Annotated in this window: 8 protein-coding genes; 3 read left to right on the top strand and 5 right to left on the bottom strand. The window is 64.7% G+C overall.

Annotated features, from left to right (window positions below; all coding sequences use genetic code 11):
- Positions 1–31: 31 nt before the first annotated feature.
- From QMX96_RS02215 to QMX96_RS02205, 3 genes are all read right to left on the bottom strand, one after another.
- Positions 32–436: a DUF2251 domain-containing protein gene (locus tag QMX96_RS02215; protein WP_043862796.1), complete on the bottom strand. Its 405-nt coding sequence runs from the start codon at positions 434–436 to the stop codon at positions 32–34.
- A gap of 89 nt (positions 437–525) precedes the next feature.
- The gene (locus QMX96_RS02210) at positions 526–1,245 is read right to left on the bottom strand and encodes a TraX family protein (protein WP_043862795.1); all 720 of its coding nucleotides are present in this window, start codon (positions 1,243–1,245) and stop codon (positions 526–528) included.
- A 37-nt stretch (positions 1,246–1,282) separates the two neighbouring features.
- Positions 1,283–4,321 carry an FAD-binding and (Fe-S)-binding domain-containing protein gene (locus QMX96_RS02205; RefSeq protein WP_282361035.1) on the bottom strand — a complete coding sequence of 1,013 codons (3,039 nt, stop codon included), beginning with the start codon at positions 4,319–4,321 and terminating at the stop codon, positions 1,283–1,285.
- A 159-nt stretch (positions 4,322–4,480) separates the two neighbouring features.
- Here QMX96_RS02205 and QMX96_RS02200 point away from each other — a divergent pair, with 159 nt between their 5' ends.
- From QMX96_RS02200 to QMX96_RS02190, 3 genes are all read left to right on the top strand, one after another.
- Positions 4,481–5,377 (top strand): LysR substrate-binding domain-containing protein, encoded by an 897-nt coding sequence (locus tag QMX96_RS02200; protein ID WP_078480977.1) that lies wholly within the window; start codon positions 4,481–4,483, stop codon positions 5,375–5,377.
- A gap of 212 nt (positions 5,378–5,589) precedes the next feature.
- On the top strand, positions 5,590–14,187 hold the full coding sequence (locus tag QMX96_RS02195) for a glycoside hydrolase family 94 protein (protein WP_282361032.1): 8,598 nt from the start codon (positions 5,590–5,592) through the stop codon (positions 14,185–14,187).
- 26 nt (positions 14,188–14,213) lie between these two features.
- A complete protein-coding gene (locus tag QMX96_RS02190; RefSeq protein WP_043862791.1) occupies positions 14,214–14,936 on the top strand; it encodes a Crp/Fnr family transcriptional regulator in 723 nt (240 codons plus the stop codon).
- Between the two features lie 18 nt (positions 14,937–14,954).
- Here the strand turns inward: QMX96_RS02190 and QMX96_RS02185 are convergent, their stop codons facing one another.
- Both QMX96_RS02185 and QMX96_RS02180 read right to left on the bottom strand, forming a co-directional pair.
- Positions 14,955–20,027 (bottom strand): RHS repeat-associated core domain-containing protein, encoded by a 5,073-nt coding sequence (locus QMX96_RS02185; protein ID WP_282361024.1) that lies wholly within the window; start codon positions 20,025–20,027, stop codon positions 14,955–14,957.
- Positions 20,014–22,059 carry a hypothetical protein gene (locus QMX96_RS02180; protein ID WP_282361022.1) on the bottom strand — a complete coding sequence of 682 codons (2,046 nt, stop codon included), beginning with the start codon at positions 22,057–22,059 and terminating at the stop codon, positions 20,014–20,016. Before QMX96_RS02180 ends, QMX96_RS02185 begins: the two co-directional genes overlap by 14 nt.
- Positions 22,060–22,063 lie beyond the last annotated feature (4 nt).

Raw genomic sequence — 22,063 nt, 5'->3', positions numbered from 1 at the left:
CCTGCCCCCTCCTGGTCAATTTGCTGACTCATCAGGCAAACAATTTCAGCGCATCGTCATTCCACTCATGGCCCTGCTCCGACCAGCCGTTACCCACAGGTGGTGGAAATGCCGTATGGCAATAGCCCTGCTTGCCCGTGAAATCAAACACGGCATGAGGGCGATCGTTGATCAGCAATACCGCCTTGCTATGGTCCATGGACCAGCCGACCTTCACTGTCGAAGGCTTTTGCCGATCAGTTACCTCGTCCACGTTGTAGATGTGCAACGCATCCTGAATCGGATTATCGGTAGCGGTGGTGTCAAGTGCATAGAAGTAGCCGGTCTCCTCGTCGTCCTCGAACACCACAACAAAGGCCCCCTCCTGTGCGGGCGCCTCGATTACAGTGGCTTGGCCTACGATGAGTTCCTGCTCTGCTGCGAGGTAGATGGGCATGCGAACGGTCCTTGTCACCGAATAAAAAGAAGGCGCGAATGATGCCTAGCCTTGCGCAGTACTCGCAAGTGCAACGCAAGGCCCGGCACTCACATAAGTTTGCGTATGACCTGCAGCGCGCCAAGATGCACCGGGTAGAACCAGTACGCCCAATGGCGTACCGGCCAGATGCCGGTGGTGAGAGGCATGCGTAACAGCCACAGGCCGAACAGCGGTGCAAGGAACGCGGTGCCGAGTACGGCCAGTGAGTAGGCGTCCACTTCCATCGCCCTCGCCCACAAACTGCTGCGGGTATTGACCGCCACGCTGAGCAAGGCCGGCACCAGCCATATCGGCCCCGGCCGCTTGATGGCCAACAGCAGGGCCGCCGGCAGCAGGCAGCCGAGAAATCCGTACATCAGCCGCTCGTCCAGCCAGGCGGCCGCGACAGCGGCGCCCACGGCCAAGGCAGCACTGAGCGTGTTGCGATGCTGAAAGCCCCAGGCAATCAGCAGCCCTAGGGTCAGGGTGAACATCACATTGAGGGTGCCCAGCGCACTGATGGGGCGGTACACCCCTTCGGATATCACGCTGAACACCAGCATCCAGCCCAGGTAGCGCGTGTTGCTTTGGCTGAGCAACTGGCCAGGGCGCGAACGCGCGACGTTGGCGGCGATCGCCAGGCAGAACAGCGGGAACGCCAGCCGTCCGGGTATGAACAGGGCGTGGGCGTCGGGCCACAACAGGCGCAGATGATCCAACAGCATGGTCAGCATGGCCAGCCACTTGATCAGGTCCAGCGGGATATCGCGCCGTGTCGCTACAGTCATGGCTCCTCGTTTGGGTCAATGGAAGGCCAGGCCATCATCACACTTGCCGGGCTACCCGCGCCAGCAACACCTCAAGCGGGTGCTGCAACCCCTGCCCCTCCTGGCGCTTGACCTGGCTGCGGCACGAATAACCATCGGCCAGCAACCGGCCACCCTGCCCATGCCGGGCCACGATCGGTTGCCAGGACTGCTGGTAGATGATCGCGGAGGTGGCCACGTTGCGGGTCTCGTGACCATAGGTACCGGACATCCCGCAGCAACCGCTCGCAAGCACCTGAAGCTTGAGCCCCATGCGTTCGAACACCTTCTGCCACAGCGCGATCGCCGCCGGCTCGTTGGTCTTTTCGGTGCAGTGCGGCAGGAACTGGTAGACCTCTTCGTCGACCACCGCTGCCGATTCTGGCAGCACCGACACCAGCCACTCCTGCGGCAAGGCCACGGTCGGGGCACCGTCGTTGCCCAGGGTCTTGCGGTATTCCTGGCGATACACCAGGGTCATCGCCGGGTCCAGGCCCACCAGGGGTACGCCCGAGGCCTGCAACAGCAGCAGCGACTTGGCGTTGAACTGCGCAGCCTTGGCGAACGCCCCCAGAAAGCCCTGCACCTGCAACGGCTTGCCATTGGGTGCAAACGGTGCCAGGTACACCTGGTAGCCGAGGCGGCTGATCAGCTCCAGCCACTGGGCTGCCAGAGGCGTTTCGAAGAAACGGGTGAAGGCGTCCTGCACCAGGATCACGCTGCGCTTGCGCTGTTCGTCGGACAACGCGGCCAGGGCGCCCACACTTGCCTGCTTGACGTTCCAGCGCTTGCACTCGGCTTCGAAGTCATGGGTGCTCAGCAGCGGGCTGTCGACCATGCCGGCCATGTGCTGCAGCGCGTAGCGCACCGGTGTGGCGGCCATGATCGCGTTGTACAGTCGCGGCAAGCGCGCCAGGTGCGGGATGCTGAACTCCAGCGAGCCGATCAGGTAGTCCTTCATCGGGCGCAGGTAACGACTGTGGTACAGCTCCAGAAAGCGCGAGCGAAACTCCGGTACGTTGACCTTGATAGGGCATTGCCCCGCGCACGACTTGCACGCCAGGCAACCGGACATCGCCTCGTACACCTCATGTGAGAAGTCCTTGCGCCCAACCAGGCGCGCCAGGGAGTTCCAGGTGCGCTGCGCTACACCGGTTACCCTGCCCGCTCCCGCCAGGTTCAGCACGTCCACCCCCGCCTCGCCCTGGCGGCGCAGCCATTCGCGAATCAGCGAGGCACGGCCCTTGGGCGAGTGGATGCGGTTGCGCGTGGCCTTCCACGACGGGCACATGGCGTCGTTGGGGTCGAAGTTGTAGCACGCGCCGTTGCCGTTGCAGTGCACGGCGCTTTCATAGTGTTGCCACACGCGCTCGTCGATGGTGCGGTCCAGGTCGCCGCGCAGGGTTACCGCGTCCACCTCGGTCAGGCGCGCCGCCGGCACGCTCGACGGGGTGGCGATCTTGCCAGGGTTGAGCTGGTTGAACGGGTCGAACGCGGCCTTGAGGTCCTGCAGCGCCGGGTACAGCTCACCGAAGAAGTCCGGCACGTACTGCGAGCGCAGGCCCTTGCCGTGCTCGCCCCACAGCAGGCCCCCGTACTTGTGCGTAAGCGCCGCGACCGCGTCGGAAATCGGCCGGATCAGCTGGGCCTGGGCCGGGTCCTTCATGTCCAGGATCGGCCGCACGTGCAGCACGCCGGCATCCACATGGCCGAACATGCCGTACTGCAGGCCGTGGCTGTCGAGCAAGGCGCGAAACTCGAAGATGTAGTCGGCAAGGTTCTCCGGCGGCACGGCGGTGTCTTCCACAAAGGGCTGCGGGCGTGCCTCGCCCTGCACGTTGCCCAGCAGACCGACCGAGCGCTTGCGCATGGTGTACACCTGGTTCACCGCCTGGGCACCCACCGCCAGGGTATGGCCCAGGCGCACCACCGAGGTGTCACGCTGCAGGTGCTGGATGAAGGCGTCGACGGTTTGTTCCAGGGCATCCAGGTCGTCGCCGCTGAACTCGATCAGGTTGATGCCCAGGGTCTGGGTGTCGGGGTGCGGCGGGAAGTACTGGGCCACGCCGTGCCACACGATGTCCTTCATCGCCAGCATCAATACCTTGGAGTCCACCGTCTCGATCGACAGCGGGCTGTGCGCCATCAGCGCCTTGGCGTCGCGCAGTGCATCCATGAACGCGGCGTACTGCACGTTGACCAGGATCGAGTGTTTGGGAATCGGCAGCACATTGAGCCTGGCTTCGACGATGAAGCCCAGCGAGCCTTCCGAACCGCACAGCACGCTGTTGAGGTTGAAGCTGTCCGGGGTTTCGCGCAGGTGTGCCAGGTCGTAGCCGGTCAGGCAGCGGTTAAGCTTGGGAAAGATCGCCTCGATCAACGCCGCCTTGTCGTCGGCAATGGCCTGGGCGCAGCGATAGACTTCGCCGACCTTGTCGGTACGGGCGGTACAGGCCTGCAACTGCGGGTTGTCGATCGGTGCGGTGTCCAGGCGAGCGCCGCCCAGCAGCACGGTGCTCAGTTCGAGCACGTGGTCGCGGGTCTTGCCATAGGTGCAACTGCCCTGCCCGCTGGCATCGGTGTTGATCATGCCGCCCACGGTGGCACGGTTGGAGGTGGACAGTTCCGGCGCGAAGAACAGGCCGTGGGGCTTGAGCGCGGCGTTCAACTGGTCCTTGACCACCCCGCTCTGCACCCGCACCCAGCGCTGCTCGACGTTGATCTCGAGGATGTTGTTCATGTGCCGCGACAGGTCGATGATGATCCCGTCGGTCAACGACTGGCCATTGGTACCGGTACCGCCGCCACGCGGCGTGAGCACCACCGAGCGATGCTGCGGCTGGGCGACCAGGCGTGCCAGCAACTCGACATCCTGCGCGTCACGGGGGAACACGGCCGCCTGGGGCAGGCGCTGGTAGATGGAGTTGTCGGTGGACAGCACGGTACGCAGGCCCATGTCGCGCGCGACCTCGCCCCTGAAGCCCTCGCTCTGCAGTGCATCGAGAAAACGCTGGTAATGGCTGGCGGGGACACGGTCGGGGGCAAGCAGAGCAATCATGACAAGGGATCCTGAGGCGATATATGACGCAGCGTCACATTCAAAACACGTATGCTTGGCAGCCAGGCAAGGTCTGCCGCATGCTTTATGGGGCTATGTTCCCGTGTGCGGCGCGGGCCTACAACTGAATTTCGTGTGACTTTTGCATGAGCTTTATGAATGAATCCAAGACGACTCACCCCTTCCATGTCGGTGCTTATCGCGTTTGAGGCCTCGGCGCGCCATGGCAGCTTCACCAAGGCGGCCGAAGAACTGGCGCTGACCCAGAGTGCGGTCAGTCGCCAGGTGCAGGCGCTGGAGGCGCAACTGGAGGTGGCGCTGTTCAGCCGCGTGGGCCGGCATATCGAGCTCACCGCCGCCGGCGCCCTGTATCATCACGAGCTGGCCGCGGCCCTGGCCCGCATTCGCAACGCGACGCTGCAGACCATCGCCCACAAGGCCGGCGACGGGCCGCTGCACCTGGCGGTGCTGCCCACGTTCGGCTCCAAGTGGCTGCTGCCGCGCATGAATGACTTCTACCGCCGCCACCCCGGCGTGCTGGTGCACATGCATTCGCGCATTGCCCCGGCCGAGCAGGACAAGGATCAGATGCACGCCTTCATCAGTGTCGGCACCGGGCATTGGCCCGGTCATGTGGCGCATCGGCTGCTGTCCGAGACGCTGGTGGTGGTGGCCAGCCCTGGCGCCCTGCCCGGCTACGCCAGCCTGACGCCGGCGGACATCTCGCAGCAGGCTCTGCTAAGCGTGGTGTCACGCCCCCATGCCTGGGCCGACTGGTTCGAACAGAACGGCCTGCAGCACCGGGCCATGCGCATGGGGCCGGGCTTCGAGCTGACTGCCCACCTGATCCAGGCGGCGGTGGCCGGTATCGGCATCGGGCTGGTGCCACGCATCCTGGTGCAGGACGAGATCGCCAGCGGTGAGCTGGTGGCCTTGTTCGAGCCGGTGGACAGCGGGCGTGGCTACTACCTCACCTACGCCACGCGCTATCAGCAGTTGCCAGCGCTGCAGGCGTTCACCCAGTGGCTGCTGTCGGTCGAGTTTCCCGACAGCTGAGCGGCGTTACCGGCGCCATGTAGGAGCCGGCCTTGCCGGCGAAGGCACCGACGCCGTTGCCGCAAGGTGCGCGCTGCCCCTTCGCTGGCATGGCCAGCGCCTACCGGGTTGCAGGGCACAAAGCCCACTGTGTTCGCTAGCGAACAGACGCCTGCGCCATGTGTCGCCACACTGGGGGCCAGACCCCGCGACGCGAGCACCTACAGGCCTTTATGGATAATTACTGGAGCCGTGCACGCGCCAGCCTGCGCAACGCAGGCCTTTGGCGCACCACACCCCGCAAGTTCGAATACGAAGCCATCCTGCGCTCCGAACTGTTCAGCGCCGAGCAGATGGCCGCCCACGGCACCTTTCTGGCCCAGCATCACGCCCTCAGCCCCCGCAGCGGCAAGGACACCCTGCTGGCACGGCTGGCCGACAACGAACGGACCCTGGCCAGCAGCTGCGCGGTGCTGATCGCCGAACAGCCCACCGCACGACGGGTCACGCCGGCGGCCGAATGGCTGCTGGACAACTACTACCTGGTCGAAGAACACATCCGCATCGCCAAGACCCACCTGCCCAAAGGCTACAGCCGGGAGCTGCCACGCCTGGCCAACGGCGTGTCCAGCGGGCTGCCGCGGGTGTATGACATCGCCCTGGAAACCATCGCCCATGGCGATGGGCGCGTCGACGTGGACAGCCTGAGCCACTTCGTCGAGGCCTACCAGAGCGTCACCTCCCTGGCGCTGGGCGAGCTGTGGGCCATTCCGATCATGCTGCGCCTGGCGCTGATCGAAAACCTGCGCCGGGTTGCCTCGCGGGTCATGGCCAGCTGGGCCGACCGCAACCTGGCCAACGACTGGGCCGACCGCCTGCGCGAGACCGTCGGGCGCGACGCCAAGAGCGTGGTGCTGGTGCTGGCCGACATGGCGCGCTCGCAGCCGCCGATGACCGCCGCCTTCGTCGCCGAGCTCGCACGCCGCCTGCAAGGCCAGAGCGCCGCGCTGATCCAGCCGCTGACCTGGGTGGAGCAGATGCTCGCCGAATCCGGCCTGAGCATCGAGCGTCAGGTGCAGCTCGATGCCCAGCAGCAGGCAGCCGACCAGGTCTCGGTCAGCAACAGCATTGCCAGCCTGCGCCTGCTCGCCACCAGCGACTGGCGCGAATTCGTCGAGCACATGAGCCACGTCGAACGGGTGCTGCGCAGCGATCCTGCCGGCATCTACCCAGCCATGGACTTCGCCAGCCGCGATCATTACCGGCATGTCATCGAACGCCTGTCCCGGCACAGCGCACAGTCGCAGGCGGCAATCGCCCGCGCCGCCGTCGAACTGGCCGCCGGTGCGCCCTGCCCGCTGCCACACGCCAGCGCCACCACCCATGTGGGGTTCTACCTGGTCGGCGCCGGGCGAGCGCAGCTAGAGCGCCGCGTGCATGCCGGCGTGGCGCTGGGCGAACGTTGGCGGCGCCTGCTGCATCGCGCGCCACTCACGTTCTTCCTCGGCCCGGTGGCGCTGCTCACGCTGGGCCTGAGCGCACCGCTGCTGTACACCACGCTGCGCGATGGCTGGCCACTGGCAGTGCTGCTTGCGCTGGCCCTGCCCACGCTGGTGATGACCAGCCGCCTGGCCATCGACCTGGTCAACTGGCTGGTGACCCTGAGCGTGACGCCCCGCCTGCTGCCGCGCCTGGATTTCAGCGAGGGCCTGCCCGCTGAGGCGCGTACTTTGGTGGTGGTGCCCACGCTGATGGCCAATGCCGCCGATATCGAGGAGTTGGCAGAGGGGCTGGAAGTGCGCTTTCTGGCCAATCGTGACGATTACCTGCACTTTGCCCTGCTGACCGATTTTCTCGATGCGCCCAGCGAAACCCTGCCTGAAGACGCCGCGCTGATGGCCCTGGCCGCCAGCCTGATCGAGGGCCTGAACCACAAGTACCCGAACGATGCGCGCTTCGTGCTGCTGCACCGTCCGCGGCGCTGGAACCCCGCCGAGCAGGTGTGGATGGGCGTGGAACGCAAGCGTGGCAAGCTGGCCGATCTCAATGCACTGCTGCGCGGGCACGGTGAGGGGCGTTTCATGTTGCAGGTGGGGGATGTCCAGGTGCTGGAGGCGGTACGTTACGTCATCACCCTGGACACCGACACCCAACTGCCGCGCAATGCGGCCCGCCAGTTCGTCGGGGCCATGCAGCACCCGCTCAACCGCGCCCAGGCCGGCAGCGGCTACGCCATCCTGCAACCGCGGGTCGGCATCAGCCTGCCCAGCGCGGCGCGCTCGCTGTATGCGCGACTGTTCGGCAGCGACGCCGGCGTCGACCCGTACACCCGCGCAGTGTCGGACGTGTACCAGGACCTGTTCGAACAAGGCTCGTTCATCGGCAAGGGTATCTACGACGTGGATGCGTTCGAGCAGGCGCTGCAAGGCTGCCTGCCGGACAACCGCATCCTCAGCCACGACCTGATCGAGGGCTGCTACGCCCGCAGCGGGTTGCTCAGCGATGTTCAGGTGTTCGAAGAGTACCCGGCCCGCTACAGCGCCGACGTCAAGCGCCGCCACCGCTGGATTCGCGGGGACTGGCAACTGCTGCCGTGGGTGTTGCCCTGGGCGCCCACCGCTGGCGGCACCTATGCGCGCAACCGGCTGGATGCCCTGGCCCGCTGGAAGCTGTTCGACAACCTGCGCCGCAGCCTGGAGCCCGGTGCATTGCTGTGCCTGTTGCTGTGGGGCTGGCTGGCCTCGGGCCGGCCCGGGCTGTGGACCCTTGCCGCGCTGTTGCTGGTATTGACCCACGCGGTGCTCGCCACCCTGCTGGAGATGCTGCGCAAGCCTGTCGACGTACCCCTAGCGCAGCACCTGTGGGCGGCGCTGCGCGGCTGCGCCCTGCATTTCGCGCGCGCCGGCCTGCACCTGGCCTGGCTGCCGTACGAGGCCTACTACAGCCTTGACGCCATCGTGCGCACGCTGTGGCGCATGCTGGTCAGCAAGCAGCGCCTGTTGCAATGGAGCCCGTCACGGGAAGTCGAACGCACCAGTGTCAATCGCCTGGGGGCTCTGTACCGCAGCATGTGCAGCGCCCCGATACTGGCCCTGGTCGTGGGCCTGTGCCTGTGCCTGCTGCCCAGCCCCATGACCCTGGCCCTGGCGGCGCCCTTGCTGCTGGCGTGGCTGGCCAGCCCGGCACTGGCCTGGTGGATCAGCCGCCCCTCCCCGCGCGCGCACTTCGACCCCACTGCCGAAGACCTGCGCTTTCTGCGCAACCTTGCGCGCCAGACCTGGGCGTTTTTCGAGCAATACGTCGGCCCCGACGACCACTGGCTGCCCCCCGACAACGTGCAGGAACTGCCGGTTGCCCGCATTGCCCACCGCACCTCGCCCACCAACATGGGCATGGCATTGCTGGCCCACCTGGCCGCCCACGATTTTGGCTACCTTGGCGGCGGGCGGCTGCTCGAGCGCCTGCAGTCCATGCTCGACAGCATGGACGGGCTGGAGCGTCACCAGCGCCACTTCTACAACTGGTACGACACCCTCACCCTGAAACCCCTGCCACCGCTGTACGTCTCCACGGTGGACAGCGGCAATCTCGCCGGTCTGCTGCTGACCTTGAAGCCCGGCCTGCTGGGCCTGGCCGACACACCGCTGGATGACCCGCGCCAGGCCCAGGGGTTGCTCGATACCCTGGAAGTCTTCGGCCAGGCCCTGACCAATGCCGGCCTGCCCGCCACCGAGGTACAGGCGTTATGCCGGCGTCTGCTGGCACCTCAGCCACACGATCTGGCGCAGCTGCTGCAGGACGCACTCGACCTGCCGGCGCCCGCCGACGATCCGGATGCGCGCTTCTGGTTCGACAGCCTGCAACGTCAGTGCACCGAGCAGCGCGACGAACTGTTGCGTTTTGCACTGCCTGCCACCAACGAACCCGGTGTGCGGCCGCCGACCGGTTGCTGGCGCGACCTGGCGCGGCTGGACGCCGAGCAGTGGTGCGCTGCCGATCGCCCGCAGGTGCTGCAGGTACAGGCCCTGGCCCGCCAGCGCATGCAGCAGGCGGCGCAGCTTGCCCAGCGCGTCGAGGCCATGGCCGACATGGACTTCGGCTTTCTCTACGATGCCCGCCGGGAGTTGTTCGTGATCGGCTACAACGTCGATGAGCGACGCCTGGACAGCGCCTTCTACGACCTGCTGGCGTCCGAAGTTCGCCTGACCAGTTTCGTGGTCGTCGCCCAGGGCCAGGTGCCTCAGGAAAGCTGGTTTGCCCTGGGGCGCCTGCTGACCAGCAATGCCGGGGTGCCGGTGCTGCTGTCGTGGTCCGGCTCGATGTTCGAGTACCTGATGCCGATGCTGGTGATGCCCAGCTACGAAGGCACACTGCTCGACCAGACCTGCCACGCGGCCGTCACCCGCCAGATCGAGCATGCCAGCCAGCTGGGCACGCCCTGGGGCGTTTCGGAGTCCGGCTACAACACCGTCGATGCGCACTTGAACTACCAGTACCGCGCCTTCGGCGTGCCGGGGCTGGGCCTCAAGCGTGGCCTGGGCGAGGACAACGTGGTCGCGCCCTACGCCAGTGCCCTGGCACTGATGGTCGCGCCCGCGGCTGCCTGCCACAACCTGCGGCGCCTGGCCAGGCAGGGGGTGGCCGGGCGGTTCGGGCTGTACGAGGCGGTCGACTACACCCCGGCACGCCTGCCCCCTGGCTCCGATGCCGCCGTGGTGCGCTCGTTCATGGCACACCACCAGGGCATGAGCCTGCTGGCCCTGACCTCGCTGCTGCTGGGTCAGCCCATGCAGCGGCGCTTTGCCGCCGAGCCGGCCTTCCAGGCCTGTGCCCTGCTGCTGCAGGAGCGCGTGCCCAAACGCGCCACGCAATACCTGCATGCAGCCCAGGCGCCTACCGTCGACGATGCCAGCCAGGGCAATGAAACCAAGCTGCGCGTGTTCACCGACCCGGACCGTCGTCGGCCGGCCGTGCAACTGCTGTCCAACGGGCGCTACCACGTCATGGTCAGCAATGCCGGTGGCGGCTACAGCCGCTGCAACGACATGGCGGTAACGCGCTGGCGCGAAGACATCGCCAGCGACAGCCTTGGCACCTTCTGTTACCTGCGCGACGTGGCCAGCGGGCATTTCTGGTCCACGACCTACCAGCCCACCCAGCATCGCGCGCACAGCCAGGAAACCGTGTTCACCGATGCCCGCGCCGAGTTTCGCGTGCGCGAGTTCAACTTCGACTGCCACACCGAGATCGTGGTGTCCCCCGAGGACGATATCGAGCTGCGTCGCCTGCACCTGACCAACCGCGCCCGTACCCGGCGCACCCTGGAGCTGACCAGCTACGCCGAAGTGGTGCTGGCCTCGGCCATCAGCGACGCGCTGCACCCGGCGTTCAGCAAGCTGTTCGTGCAAACCGAGCTGGTGCGACCGCTGCAGGCGATCCTGTGCAGCCGGCGTCCGCGTGCCAGTGACGAAGCCGTGCCGTGGATGTGCCACCTGCTGGCAGCCCACGGGGCGGACATCGAGCAGATCTCCTACGAAACCGACCGTGCCCGCTTCATCGGCCGCGGCCGCACCCTGCAGGCGCCGGCCGCGCTGACGGACACCTGCGAGCAGCTGTCCGGCACTGCCGGCGCGGTGCTCGACCCGGTCGTGGCCATCCGCTGCCGTATCAGCCTGGAGCCTGGCCAGAGCGCCACCATCGACCTGGTCACCGGGGTGGCCGACAGCCGCGAGGCCTGCCTGCACCTGATCGACAAATACCGCGACCGGCACCTGGCCGACCGGGTGTTCGACCTGGCCTGGACCCACAGCCAGGTGCTGTTGCGCCAGCTCAACACCTCGATGGCCGATGCCAGGCTGTTCGAGCAGATGGCGGCCTCGGTGCTGTATGCCAACCCTGCATTGCGCGCCGAAAGCGCCGTGCTGGCCAGCAATCGGCGCAGCCAGTCGGGGCTGTGGGGCCAGGCGATCTCCGGCGACCTGCCCATCGTGCTGGTGCAGATCGCCGACCCGGCCAACATCGAGCTGGTGCAGCAGATGGTCCAGGCCCATGCCTACTGGCGCCAGAAAGGCCTGGTGGTGGACCTGGTGATCTGGAACGAAGACCAGGCCGGCTACCGCCAGCAACTGCAGGACCTGATCATGGGCCTGGTGACCTCCGGGGTCGAAGCGGCCCTGCTGGACCGCCCCGGCGGCATCTTCGTGCGTCCTGCGCAGCAGCTGTCCAGCGAAGACCGCACGCTGATGCGCTCGGTGGCACGCCTGATACTCAACGACAGCCATGGCAGCCTGGCCGAGCAGGTCCACCGGCGGCGCATCGAGCCGGCCCTGGCGCCGTTCACCCCCAGCCTGCTGCAAGGGCCGCAGAGTGCCGGCTACACGCTGCAGCCGCTGGCCATGGCGCCCACGCTGGGCAACGCCTACGGCGGCTTCAGCGCCGACGGCAGTGAATACATCATCAATCATCGCCCAGGCCAGCCGACCCCGGCACCCTGGGTCAACGTGCTGGCCAACCCCGGGTTCGGCAGCATCGTCTCGGAAACCGGCGGTGCCTACAGCTGGTACGAAAACGCCCACGAGTACCGTTTGAGCCCCTGGCACAATGACCCGGTCAGCGACCCTGGCGGCGAAGTGCTGTACCTGCGCGACGAAGATTCCGGGCAGGTCTGGTCGCCGACCCCGGCGCCCTGCCCGGGCAGCGGCGCCTACCGAACCCGCCACGGCTTTGGCTACAGCGTGTTCGAGCATGTGCAGGACGCCATACACAGTGAGCTGTGGGTGTTCGTGGCGCTGGATGCGCCGGTCAAATTCTCGCGCCTGGTGCTGCGCAACACCGGCGATCGTGCGCGACGCCTGTCAGCGACCTGCTACGTGGAATGGGTGCTGGGGGACTTGCGCAGCAAGTCGGCCATGCACGTCGTCACCGAAGCCGACCCGTTCAGTGGCGCACTGTTTGCGCGCAACGCCTACTCCATCGAATTCTCGGGGCGCGTGGGGTTTCTGGACTGCGACTGGCCCCAGGCCGGCCTCAGTGGCGACCGGGTCGAGTTTCTGGGGCGCAACGGTACCCTGGCCGACCCGGCAGCCCTGCGCCGGGCGCGCCTTTCGGGGCGCCTCGGCGGCGGCATGGACCCCTGTGGTGCGCTGCAGGTGAGCGTCGAGCTGGCGCCTGGTGAAAGCCGCGAAGTGGTGTTCCGCCTGGGCGCCGAGCAGGATGCCAAGGCCGCCACCCGGCGGGTGCAGCAGTACCGCGGCGTACGCGCCGCCAACGTCGAACTGGCGCGGGTCACGCAGCACTGGCGCACCACCCTGGGCAGCCTGCGCATCCACACCCCGGAGCCTGCGCTGGACGTGCTGGTCAACGGCTGGCTGATGTACCAGGTGATTGCCTGTCGCTTCCATGCCCGCAGCGGCTATTACCAGTCCGGCGGTGCATTTGGCTTCAGGGACCAGTTGCAGGACAGCATGGCCATGGTGCACGCCGACCCTGCCAGCAGCCGCGCCCACCTGCTGCTGTGTGCCCGCCACCAGTACGTGCAGGGCGACGTGCAGCACTGGTGGCACCCGCCGATGGATCGCGGCGTGCGAACCCGTTGCAGCGACGACATGCTCTGGCTGGCCCTGGCCACCAGCCGCTATGTGCAGATCACCGGCGACACTGCGGTGCTGAACGAGCCCGTCGGCTATCTGGACGGTCGCGCACTCAACAACGGCGAGGAGTCCTACTACGACCTGCCCGGTCATTCGCCCCTGCAAGAGCCCCTCTACCAGCATTGCCAGCGCGCGCTGGAGCACGGCCTTTGCGTCGGGGCCCACGGCTTGCCGTTGATGGGCAGCGGCGACTGGAACGACGGCATGAACAAGGTGGGCGAGCACGGCATAGGCGAAAGCGTATGGCTGGGCTTTTTCGCCCACGAGGTGCTGCGTCGGTTCGCCGAAACGGCGCAGTTGCATGGCGATGCCCGCTTTGCCCAGCGCTGCGGCGAGCAGGCGCGGCGGCTGCGCAGCAACCTGCAGGCCCATGCCTGGGACGGCGCCTGGTACCGGCGTGCGTATTTCGACAATGGCCAGCCCCTGGGGTCGGCCAGCAACCAGGAGTGCCGCATCGACTCCATCGCCCAGAGCTGGTCGGTGCTGTCGGGCGCCGCGCCCCTGGATCACTGCCGCAGTGCCATGGCATCGCTGGACCGCCACCTGGTGCGGCGTGATATCGGCATCGTGCTGCTGCTGGACCCGCCGTTCGACAAGGGCACGCTCGACCCCGGCTACATCAAGGGCTATGTACCGGGGGTTCGTGAAAACGGGGGCCAGTACACCCACGCCGCCGTGTGGGCGAGCATGGCGTTCGCCCGCCTGGGCGACGGCGCCCGCGCCTGGGAACTGATGCGCATGATCAGCCCCCAGAGCCAGGGCCATGCTACCCGCATCGACACCTACAAGGTGGAGCCCTACGTGATGGCGGCGGATGTCTACGGTGTGGCGCCCCATGCCGGGCGCGGCGGCTGGAGCTGGTACACCGGTGCGGCCGGATGGATGTACCGGCTGATCGTCGAATCGCTGCTGGGGGTGGAGCGCCAGGGCAACACCCTGCTGCTGCAACCGCTGCTGCCGCCCGAATGGTCGGGCTTCAGCCTGCAGTACCGGTATGGCGCCAGCGTTTATCACATAGATGTGCACCACGGCACACAGGCCGTACAGGTGCTGAGCCTGGATGGCGGGGTGATCGACGGCACAAGCCTGTCGCTGGTCGATGATGGCGCCGAGCATCAGGTCACCTTGCTGTGCGCTGCATCGGCAACCGCGACGTTACCCTTGCTAAAGGGAGTACCCTAGGGCCTTACCCTATGGATGCCGGCCCCATGTCCCATGATCCAGCCAGCGGGCAGAACCATCTGCTCGCCGCCCTGCCCGACCCGGTACGCGAGCGGCTGCTGCCGCACCTTGAGCAGGTTGCCTTGCCGCTGGGCAAGGTGATCTACGAGCCGGGCGACAGGCTGACGCATGTGTACTTTCCCACCGATGCCATCGTTTCGCTGCTGTACGTCATGGAAAACGGCGCCTCGGCGGAGATCTGCGTGGTGGGCAATGAGGGGCTGGTGGGCATTGCGGTGTTCATGGGCGGCGAAAGCACCTCCAACCGTGCCGTGGTGCAAAGTGCCGGGCTTGCCTGGCGCTTGCCGGGCCAGCGGCTCAAGGACGAGTTCGACCGCCATGGCGAGCTGTTGCTGCTGATGTTGCGCTACACCCAGTCGCTGATCACCCAGATGGCACAGACCGCCGTGTGCAATCGCCACCACTCGATCGATCAGCAGTTGTGCCGCTGGCTGCTGCTGTCGCTGGACCGCCTGACCGGTAACGAGCTGAACATGACCCAGGAGCTGATCGCCAACATGCTGGGCGTGCGCCGCGAAGGCGTCACCGATGCGGCCGGCAAGTTGCAGCGCCTGGGGGTGATCGAGTACAGCCGCGGGCACATCAAGGTGCTCGATCGGCCGCAGCTGGAACGACTGAGTTGTGAATGCTATGCGGTGGTGCGCAGTGAAACCCAACGCCTGTTGCCCTATTTGCCGTTACGTACCTAGTTTTCCATACCCAATACCCTACGGTACGTAACTCGTCACCGGTGCCAGGTTCTTGTAGAACCTCAATGCCTGATCATTTATTCCAAAGCAAAAGCCGAGAATCACATGGCTATCGTTATTGTTCAGGTAGCGGCCAAACTCCACCTCCGTCATTCCCTTGAGGTCGACTACCCTCACTCTTCCTCCCACTGCGCCACCATGGGTCGCCGTATCCGATAGGAAAAAATCTGAATTGATCAAGGTTGATCTGCGGATGCCATTACTGGCCCAGTTGGCTCCATCGGGTGCGCCGTGAGAGCCCGAAAAAATCAAGATCTCCCGTGGAACGGCATTCACACTCGTTCTACGGCGGAAATAATTCAGGGGCGTATTGAAGTTTTTTCCTGCAACGGGGCGGTTGCTACCGAAGATGATTTTATCCTGCCCCGTCGAAAAGCTTTTCCAGGCCCCCTTCGGTGCCGAACTCAGGGGTTGCGTGGTCACAGTCGGCAGGCTGGAAAACTTCGAAGCGCTTCTTTTCAGCAGTTGACCATTGCGCAGGCCACCCACTAGGCGATTGGCCTTCGCGGCAACTTTTGGCGCAGACGACCCAATCGACATACCTAACGAAGCCAGGCCTGTTCCGAACGATATCCAGCCCAGAATGCCCGCAGCCTTTTCGTTGCCACTGGCCTCAAGCGCCATCGACGCAGCTCCGCTACCCAGGGCAATGGCTTCCACCGCTACCGCTGCCACCGATACGGCTCCTGCAATGGATGTGGTGGCCACCGCCGCGACAGCGCCTGCCGCAGCACCTGCAGTACTCGCACCGGCACCGAGCAAAGCTGTGTACGCCGCACCTACCGCAGGCGCTGCGGTGCCGGCAGTCACGACCACTGCAATCGCCCCCATCACCAGTCCGATACCAGCCACGACCCAGTTCCACCACGCATGCCCGTCCGGGTCAACGCGGTTGACCGGGTCGCCGCTGCAATACGCATAGCGGTTCAAGCCGCCCGCACCATCGGGGCTTGCACTGTCGGGGCTGAGGAACATGAACAGGCACGGGTCGTAAGGGCGGTTGCTGCCGGGCATGTACAACAGACTGTCGGTTTCGCGCACTTCACCGGCGTAGCCCACCCGGCTTTGCGCGGTGCCGTTGTCCAGACCGTGTGCGCTGTAACCCACAAAGCAACTGCTATCGCCGGTTTCAACCCGCACGCTGCCTTGCCCATCGCTGGCGCTGATCACAACCGTGCGCACCGCCTGGCTCAGCAGGGTCTGGGCGAACACGGTGCTGCCGGCACGCATCAAGGTCAACCAGCCCTGGTCGCTCTGCTCGTTGACCATACGCTGGCCGTCATAAAAACGCTGACTCATGGTGCCATTGACGCGGGTCTCGACCAGGCGGCCCAGCGGGTCATACGCATAGTCGCAGGTACTGGTGCGGTCCTCGCGGCGCGTCAGGTGCCCCTGGCTGTCCCAGTACAATGCCCGCCACAGTTGTCCGTCATGTCGCTCCCTTGTCAGTTGACCAGCGGCGTCGTATTCAAGGTCGATGACCAGTGCCTGCGGCCAGCTGTGGGTGATCTGAACCGGACGATCTGCAGCCACATCGCTGTCGTAGGCGAACCTCATGTGGTTGCATTGACCATTCTCGTACTCGGTGTCGATCTGTTCATAACCGTCGAGCGCATTGAAACAGAACGTCTGGCGACGAATGCGCTGCCCGGTGCGGGGGTCGGTGACCAGATGAGGCCCTTGCGTGGTGGCTTCGACCAGGCGATTGCGCACGTCGTAGCGGTAGTGCTCTTCGCTCAACAAGGTAGCCTGCTCCGCCTCCAGCGATTCCCACGTGCGTGTCGCTAACTGATCCTGCTGGGTCCAGCTCAAGCGCTGGCGAAAGCGCTGCATACTCGAGATACCATGGCACACCCATGTCCGGGTGTACTCACGGCCCAGGAGGTCGTAGGTCAGGGTCTGCTGCTGTGACTGGCCGTGCTGGCCGTCGGTGGTGAGGGTCTGCGCCAACCGACCGAATGCGTCGTAGCCCAGTTGCAAGGCCAGCGGGCCGCAGTGCTGGCCACTGATACGCCCCACGGCATCGTAGGTGCAGTAAGTCATCTGGCCGTGTACATCGGCAAACGACAGCACGCGACCGTTCAACGAATACTGCCAGCCGCAGGTATGGGGCTGGCCTGCATGGTGCCAGTGCTCGGCACTGGTCACACCCGAGGCGGTGAAATCCCAAGCTATCTGCCCCAGCCCGCCGGTGGCCCGGGTAAGGCGACCGTGGGGCGGGCTGTAGGTGAAGGTACTTTCACTGTTTTCGCTCGGCCGCGCGATGCGCTTGAGCTGATAATCCAGCTCGGGTTCATAGCCGAAGTGCGTGACACTGCCGTTGGAGCGTGTGAGTGCTTCGGGAGGAATCTGCCCCGACACATACGCCAGGGTTTCCTGCTGCCCACCGCAATCGCGCGTCAGGGGGCGATCCAGGCCATCGAACGTCTGCTTGAGCAGCAGCGTCTCGCGGGTCGCGGTGCATAGCGAAAGGGTTGCAATGGCATCGCCATCGCTGTGGGGGGCGAAGCTCCATTTCACGCGGCTGTGGTCTTGCAGGGTACGCTGCGCGACCCGCCCGTCACGGTCGTAGACGGTGGACGTGGTGCGCTGCTCGCCATCGGGCGTCTCTATCGTATGGGCTACCGGACGCTGCAGCGCATCCAGTGTCCAGCGTTCACGGCGCAACAACGGGCCACCCTCTGGCTCATGCAGCTCGACACGTTCGACGCTGCCGCGTGCATTCAGGTACAGCGTGGTGCGAGGCCCTTGCTCCCCGGTGGCGCTCTGCTGCCAGGACACTTGGGTACGCTGGATGGGGTCATGCTTTGTATGGTCCACCGTGCCGTCGGCATGCTGCACCCGGCATACGGAGCCCCAGTCATCGTAGGCGGTGAGCACCGTACTGCTACAAAACGGGGTGTTCTGGGCGGCCGCCCAGTCCTGCGAGGTCTCACTGGTGACATTGCCCTGTACGTCGTAGGTCACTCGGCGTACTTCACGCAAGGGGGCGCCGGGGCTGTCCAGAAACTCGAGCAGTTCGCGCACCGGGCGTCCCTGACCATCCAGCTCCACACGCAGGCGCTGGCCGTTGCTGTCGGTCTGCTCGACGTACACCGTTCGATCACGCTGCAGGCCAACCAGCTGGTAGGTACAGCGGGTGCTGGTCGCATACGGCGTGTTCGCGCTTTCTATGCGGCGTATGGTGCGGCCCAGTGCGTCGTGGTCAAAACGGGTCACGGTACCGTGTTCGTTGCGTTCTTCGATGGTCAGGCCCGTCAGCACGTGGCGCAGGGTCGATGAGCTGATTACCAGGTGGTCATGGCTGATCCGTTGCTGGGTTTCGCACAGCAACGGGCCTTCGAAGGTGCGCAGGAAATTCGTGGTGGCGGCGTAGCCGTTGTAGAGCGTGACACTGGATATCGGTAGGCCATGGAACGGGCTGTCTGCTGCCTGCTCGACACGCTGCAGGATTCTGGCCGTTTCAACTTCCCCGCTATCAATCGCTTCCCGAGCCACTTCGCTGTCCAGCACCAGGTGCTGTCGATCCTCTGCCTGGCGCTTGTGCAGCCTGACGTAGGCATAGTCGGTGTGCGCCACATGACCCGCTGACCGTGCATCGGGTGCCGGGGCAGTAGTGGTGAAGCGCTTGAGCCAGCGCACGAACCTTCCCCCGTCATCCGGGCAGCCCTGCGCGCCACCCAGCGGATAGTATTCGCGGCTTTCGCTGCGCCCATCGGCGAATCGCTGGTTCAGTACATTGCCATAGGCATCGTATTCGCACGTGTCGCGTTCCTCCCTGAACCGGTTGCCGGTTTCATAGCGGGTAATGCGGGCAATCGGCAGCTGACACCAGGCCGGCTGGTCGTCCCAACCCACCGCAGGGTCGTCTGCGTACACGCTCTGCTGGCAAACCCTGCACTCGCCGCGCACGGTCAACTTCTGCGTCTGCAGGTGATAGTGATTCCAGGTGTATTCGACACTTTGCACCTTGCGCCCCTGTTCGTCGTGCAGGGTTTGCAGGCATCCATAGTCATAACGTGGCAGAAGATAGAGGTTGTCCTTGCCGTCTGCCCATTCACCTGCCGAGACACCCCCGTAGCCAAAGCAGTTGTTCGAGCCGATCAGGGCGTAGGTGGTGTAGGCCACCGGCTGGGCCGCACCGGGGTCGTGCCGATGCGTGGACACCCTGGGCAAAGCGGTCAGCGGCGCGCCCTGTGGCAGCCGAAGCCCATTGTTCCCCGTGGCGTAATCGACTTCGTCCGTGCTGCCCAGCGGCCCCAGCACCTTGCTCGGGAACAGCAATCGGCTTTGCGGATCCTGCCAATAGGTGAAGGCCCAGCGGTTGCCGCCATCAGGCAGGATCAGCTCATTGAGCCGGTCACTTCGCAGCAGCGTGACGACTGTGGTGCTGTCAGAACCCGGAAACATCACGAAGCGGGTTTCATCCCTATCATGCTGGACGTCCAGCAACAGACGCTGCTCGTCGCGGATGGTCCACAGCAGGTAGGGGCCACTGCCTGCAAGCCATTCAAGGTACGCGCGGCGCCCCTGGGCAGAAACGATCTGCTTGAGCATGGCCATGCCGCTGTTGTCCTGGACCTCGAGGTACTCGCAGACGCCATCCTTGTAGTCGATGCGAAAGCAGCGAGCCCTGTCGTCAACGGTGAACACCTTGAACGAACACAGCTTCTGGTCTTCGAACACCAGTTGCCCGCCCTTGCTCAAATCCGAACGGTCGCTATCGAACTTGAACGTGTCGCCCGAATTGATCCGTAGCTGACCGGTATTGAAATCAAGCATGGACAACCCGAGCGTCCAGCCGAGGCCATACCCGCTGTCGGTGTGCGAGCCCAGTGGGCTGAAATGCAGCGCAGGTTGAATGACCGGCCCGGCAAGGTGGTTGGCGTGCAGTGCCGGCAGCTCGCAAGCCAGCGTGAACTGGCTGGTTCTGGGGTCCACGCCGGTGCTTACATGGCTCAGAAAATTACTCGCCTGGGTGTAGAGCGCGCCGGCGCGCAGGCGCCGGGTAACGTCGTCAGGCCTCGTCATCCGTGGCGCTCCGGCTTTCGGCACTCGTTGCCAGCGACAGCCGCAGGCTGCGTGAGCCGGACGCAGAGGTATCGGCGTAATGGATCATCAAGGTGTGGTCGTTGCCATACGCGTCAACGAACAACAGCGGGCGCGGGCCACCTTGCTCTCGGGAGGACTGGCTATGAAACGGTATGTTGTTGCCCCCCTGAAGTACCACAACGACGCTCTGCGGGCGTATCCTTGACACGCTGGGCACTGGCCTGAAGTCGTCGCCCAGCTCGATCAGAGGGTTGTAGGACACCTCGCTGTGGCCCGGGGCGGCGTAGCCGACGTGGGAGGCCCGGGTGTCACTGGGCGAACGCACGGCCCACTGGATCATCCCGAAACCCGTAGGTTCCACGGCACGCAAGGCCACCCAGGTGCTCAGCACATATTCCCAGATGAAAAGATCGGAATTTCCCTCACCGCCTACCAGTTCCCGCTCAAAGCTGTAGTCGTCAAGGCCGAACACAGGGATGGGCTTTGTGCTGATATCGACGTGCTCGTCGAAACTGGTTTCGCTGCCGTCCGTGACGTAAAAGTACTCTTCAGCGCCCTGTATGCGGGTGATGCCCGCCCAAAGGGTGACATTGGTGCCCACAAGGGCACGGGAATGCACGTAGAACCGGCGGGTGTAGACGGCAAGTGCTTCGCCCTCTGAAGCTGCATGCGCGCTGGCCTGTGCTGACGTGCCTGGGTAGTAGTCGTAGGCGTTGCGTACCGTCCTGTAGAACCATTGGGCTTGCCCGTTATCCTCGCACTGCAGCGCAGTGTAGGTACCGTCATCGTTGCGTAGCAGCAGGCACACGCTGTCGAGCTCTTGCTGGGAGACGTCCTGATTGGTGCGTGGCTGTATTTCCACTACAACTTCCACCTGCTGGCGCAGATTCGGGTAAAGGTGTCCCGTTGGCGAGCCTAGTCTCATACGTATCTGCGACAGCCAACTCCCCAATGGTGGCGCAGCTCGCGAAGATGCAAGCGCCTCGAATGATCGGGGAGGCACCCCTTCAACGGTCAAGGTATACCCCCAGGGTGCCTGGTTGCTTGCATTCGGGTCTTCGGAATGCAGGTGCACCGACAGATCGAAGCGGTTGCCATAGACATCCATGCCGTAGGTGTAGCTTTGCTGGAGTCTCTTCAGAACGACGTTGAAGTAGGCGATCATGCCCACCGCAATACAGATTGCGTCACGCGGTGATCTCAGGGGGCTGAGAAGGTCGTAGTAGGCCATCATCATTTCGGTTGAGCCCACGATTGTGGGGGTCGATGCCGTGCTGTTGGGGGCTCCGATGCAGGTTGCCTTGTTCAAGTGGAGCGACGATCCATAGGCGGGTTGTTGCATGCTGTGGATCTTCACGACATTGGCGGTTCGTGGGTTCTGCAATGTAACGTAGGTATTTTCGACACGTGCCGCACGCCCTCCGGCCTCTGAGGAGGCGCCCTGGAACACCACCACAGGCCTGGATACGACCAACCCGTGCCCTACCCTGTATTGCGTTGGTTCTACAGCCTCTATCTGAACGCTGCTATTGAAACGCCCTCCTTCGCCTTGGCCACCATACGGGACATCAAGATTGTTGGTCGTCCAGACTCTGCTTTGCACTCTGATCCTGGCTGCAAACTTGAACACCGTGCGCGCATCAACACTGGGGTCCAAATGCAGGTAGCGTACAAAGGTCTGATAGTCATTGCTGTCAGTATGTTTTTTTTTTGAAGTCTTGCCACTTCTGACGGTGCCTTCATCATAAGGCAGTATCCCGGTTTCGGGCGGCTGCGTCCCAGAAACCCACCCCCCGGGCGCGGTGATGTACGGAATTATCTCGAGGCCGCCAACCGGTAACAGTACCACTTCGCCATACGAGTTACGGGCTTGTAAGGTTATGATCACTTTTGATTTTTGACGACCATTCGCGAACAGATGTGCTTTGGCATTCTGTTGCCCTCTGAACGCATCTGCCTCGATCAGAAAATAACTCAAGGTTGCAACTGCAGTGTCTGTAACGTGGGCCATGATG

Origin of the sequence: Pseudomonas sp. PS01300, from assembly GCF_029960155.1 — a bacterium.
Taxonomy (GTDB): domain Bacteria; phylum Pseudomonadota; class Gammaproteobacteria; order Pseudomonadales; family Pseudomonadaceae; genus Aquipseudomonas; species Aquipseudomonas palmensis.
Note: the sequence above shows the minus strand (reverse complement) of the source record. Positions and strands in the feature narration are given on the sequence as shown.

Bases quoted from the DNA above. Each gene is read 5' to 3' on its own strand.
- QMX96_RS02215 (WP_043862796.1), bottom strand. From the start codon at position 436: ATGCCCATCTACCTCGCAGCAGAGCAGGAACTCATCGTAGGCCAAGCC.
- QMX96_RS02210 (WP_043862795.1), bottom strand. From the start codon at position 1,245: ATGACTGTAGCGACACGGCGCGATATCCCGCTGGACCTGATCAAGTGG.
- QMX96_RS02205 (WP_282361035.1), bottom strand. From the start codon at position 4,321: ATGATTGCTCTGCTTGCCCCCGACCGTGTCCCCGCCAGCCATTACCAG.
- QMX96_RS02200 (WP_078480977.1), top strand. From the start codon at position 4,481: ATGAATCCAAGACGACTCACCCCTTCCATGTCGGTGCTTATCGCGTTT.
- QMX96_RS02195 (WP_282361032.1), top strand. From the start codon at position 5,590: ATGGATAATTACTGGAGCCGTGCACGCGCCAGCCTGCGCAACGCAGGC.
- QMX96_RS02190 (WP_043862791.1), top strand. From the start codon at position 14,214: ATGTCCCATGATCCAGCCAGCGGGCAGAACCATCTGCTCGCCGCCCTG.
- QMX96_RS02185 (WP_282361024.1), bottom strand. From the start codon at position 20,027: ATGACGAGGCCTGACGACGTTACCCGGCGCCTGCGCGCCGGCGCGCTC.
- QMX96_RS02180 (WP_282361022.1), bottom strand. From the start codon at position 22,059: ATGGCCCACGTTACAGACACTGCAGTTGCAACCTTGAGTTATTTTCTG.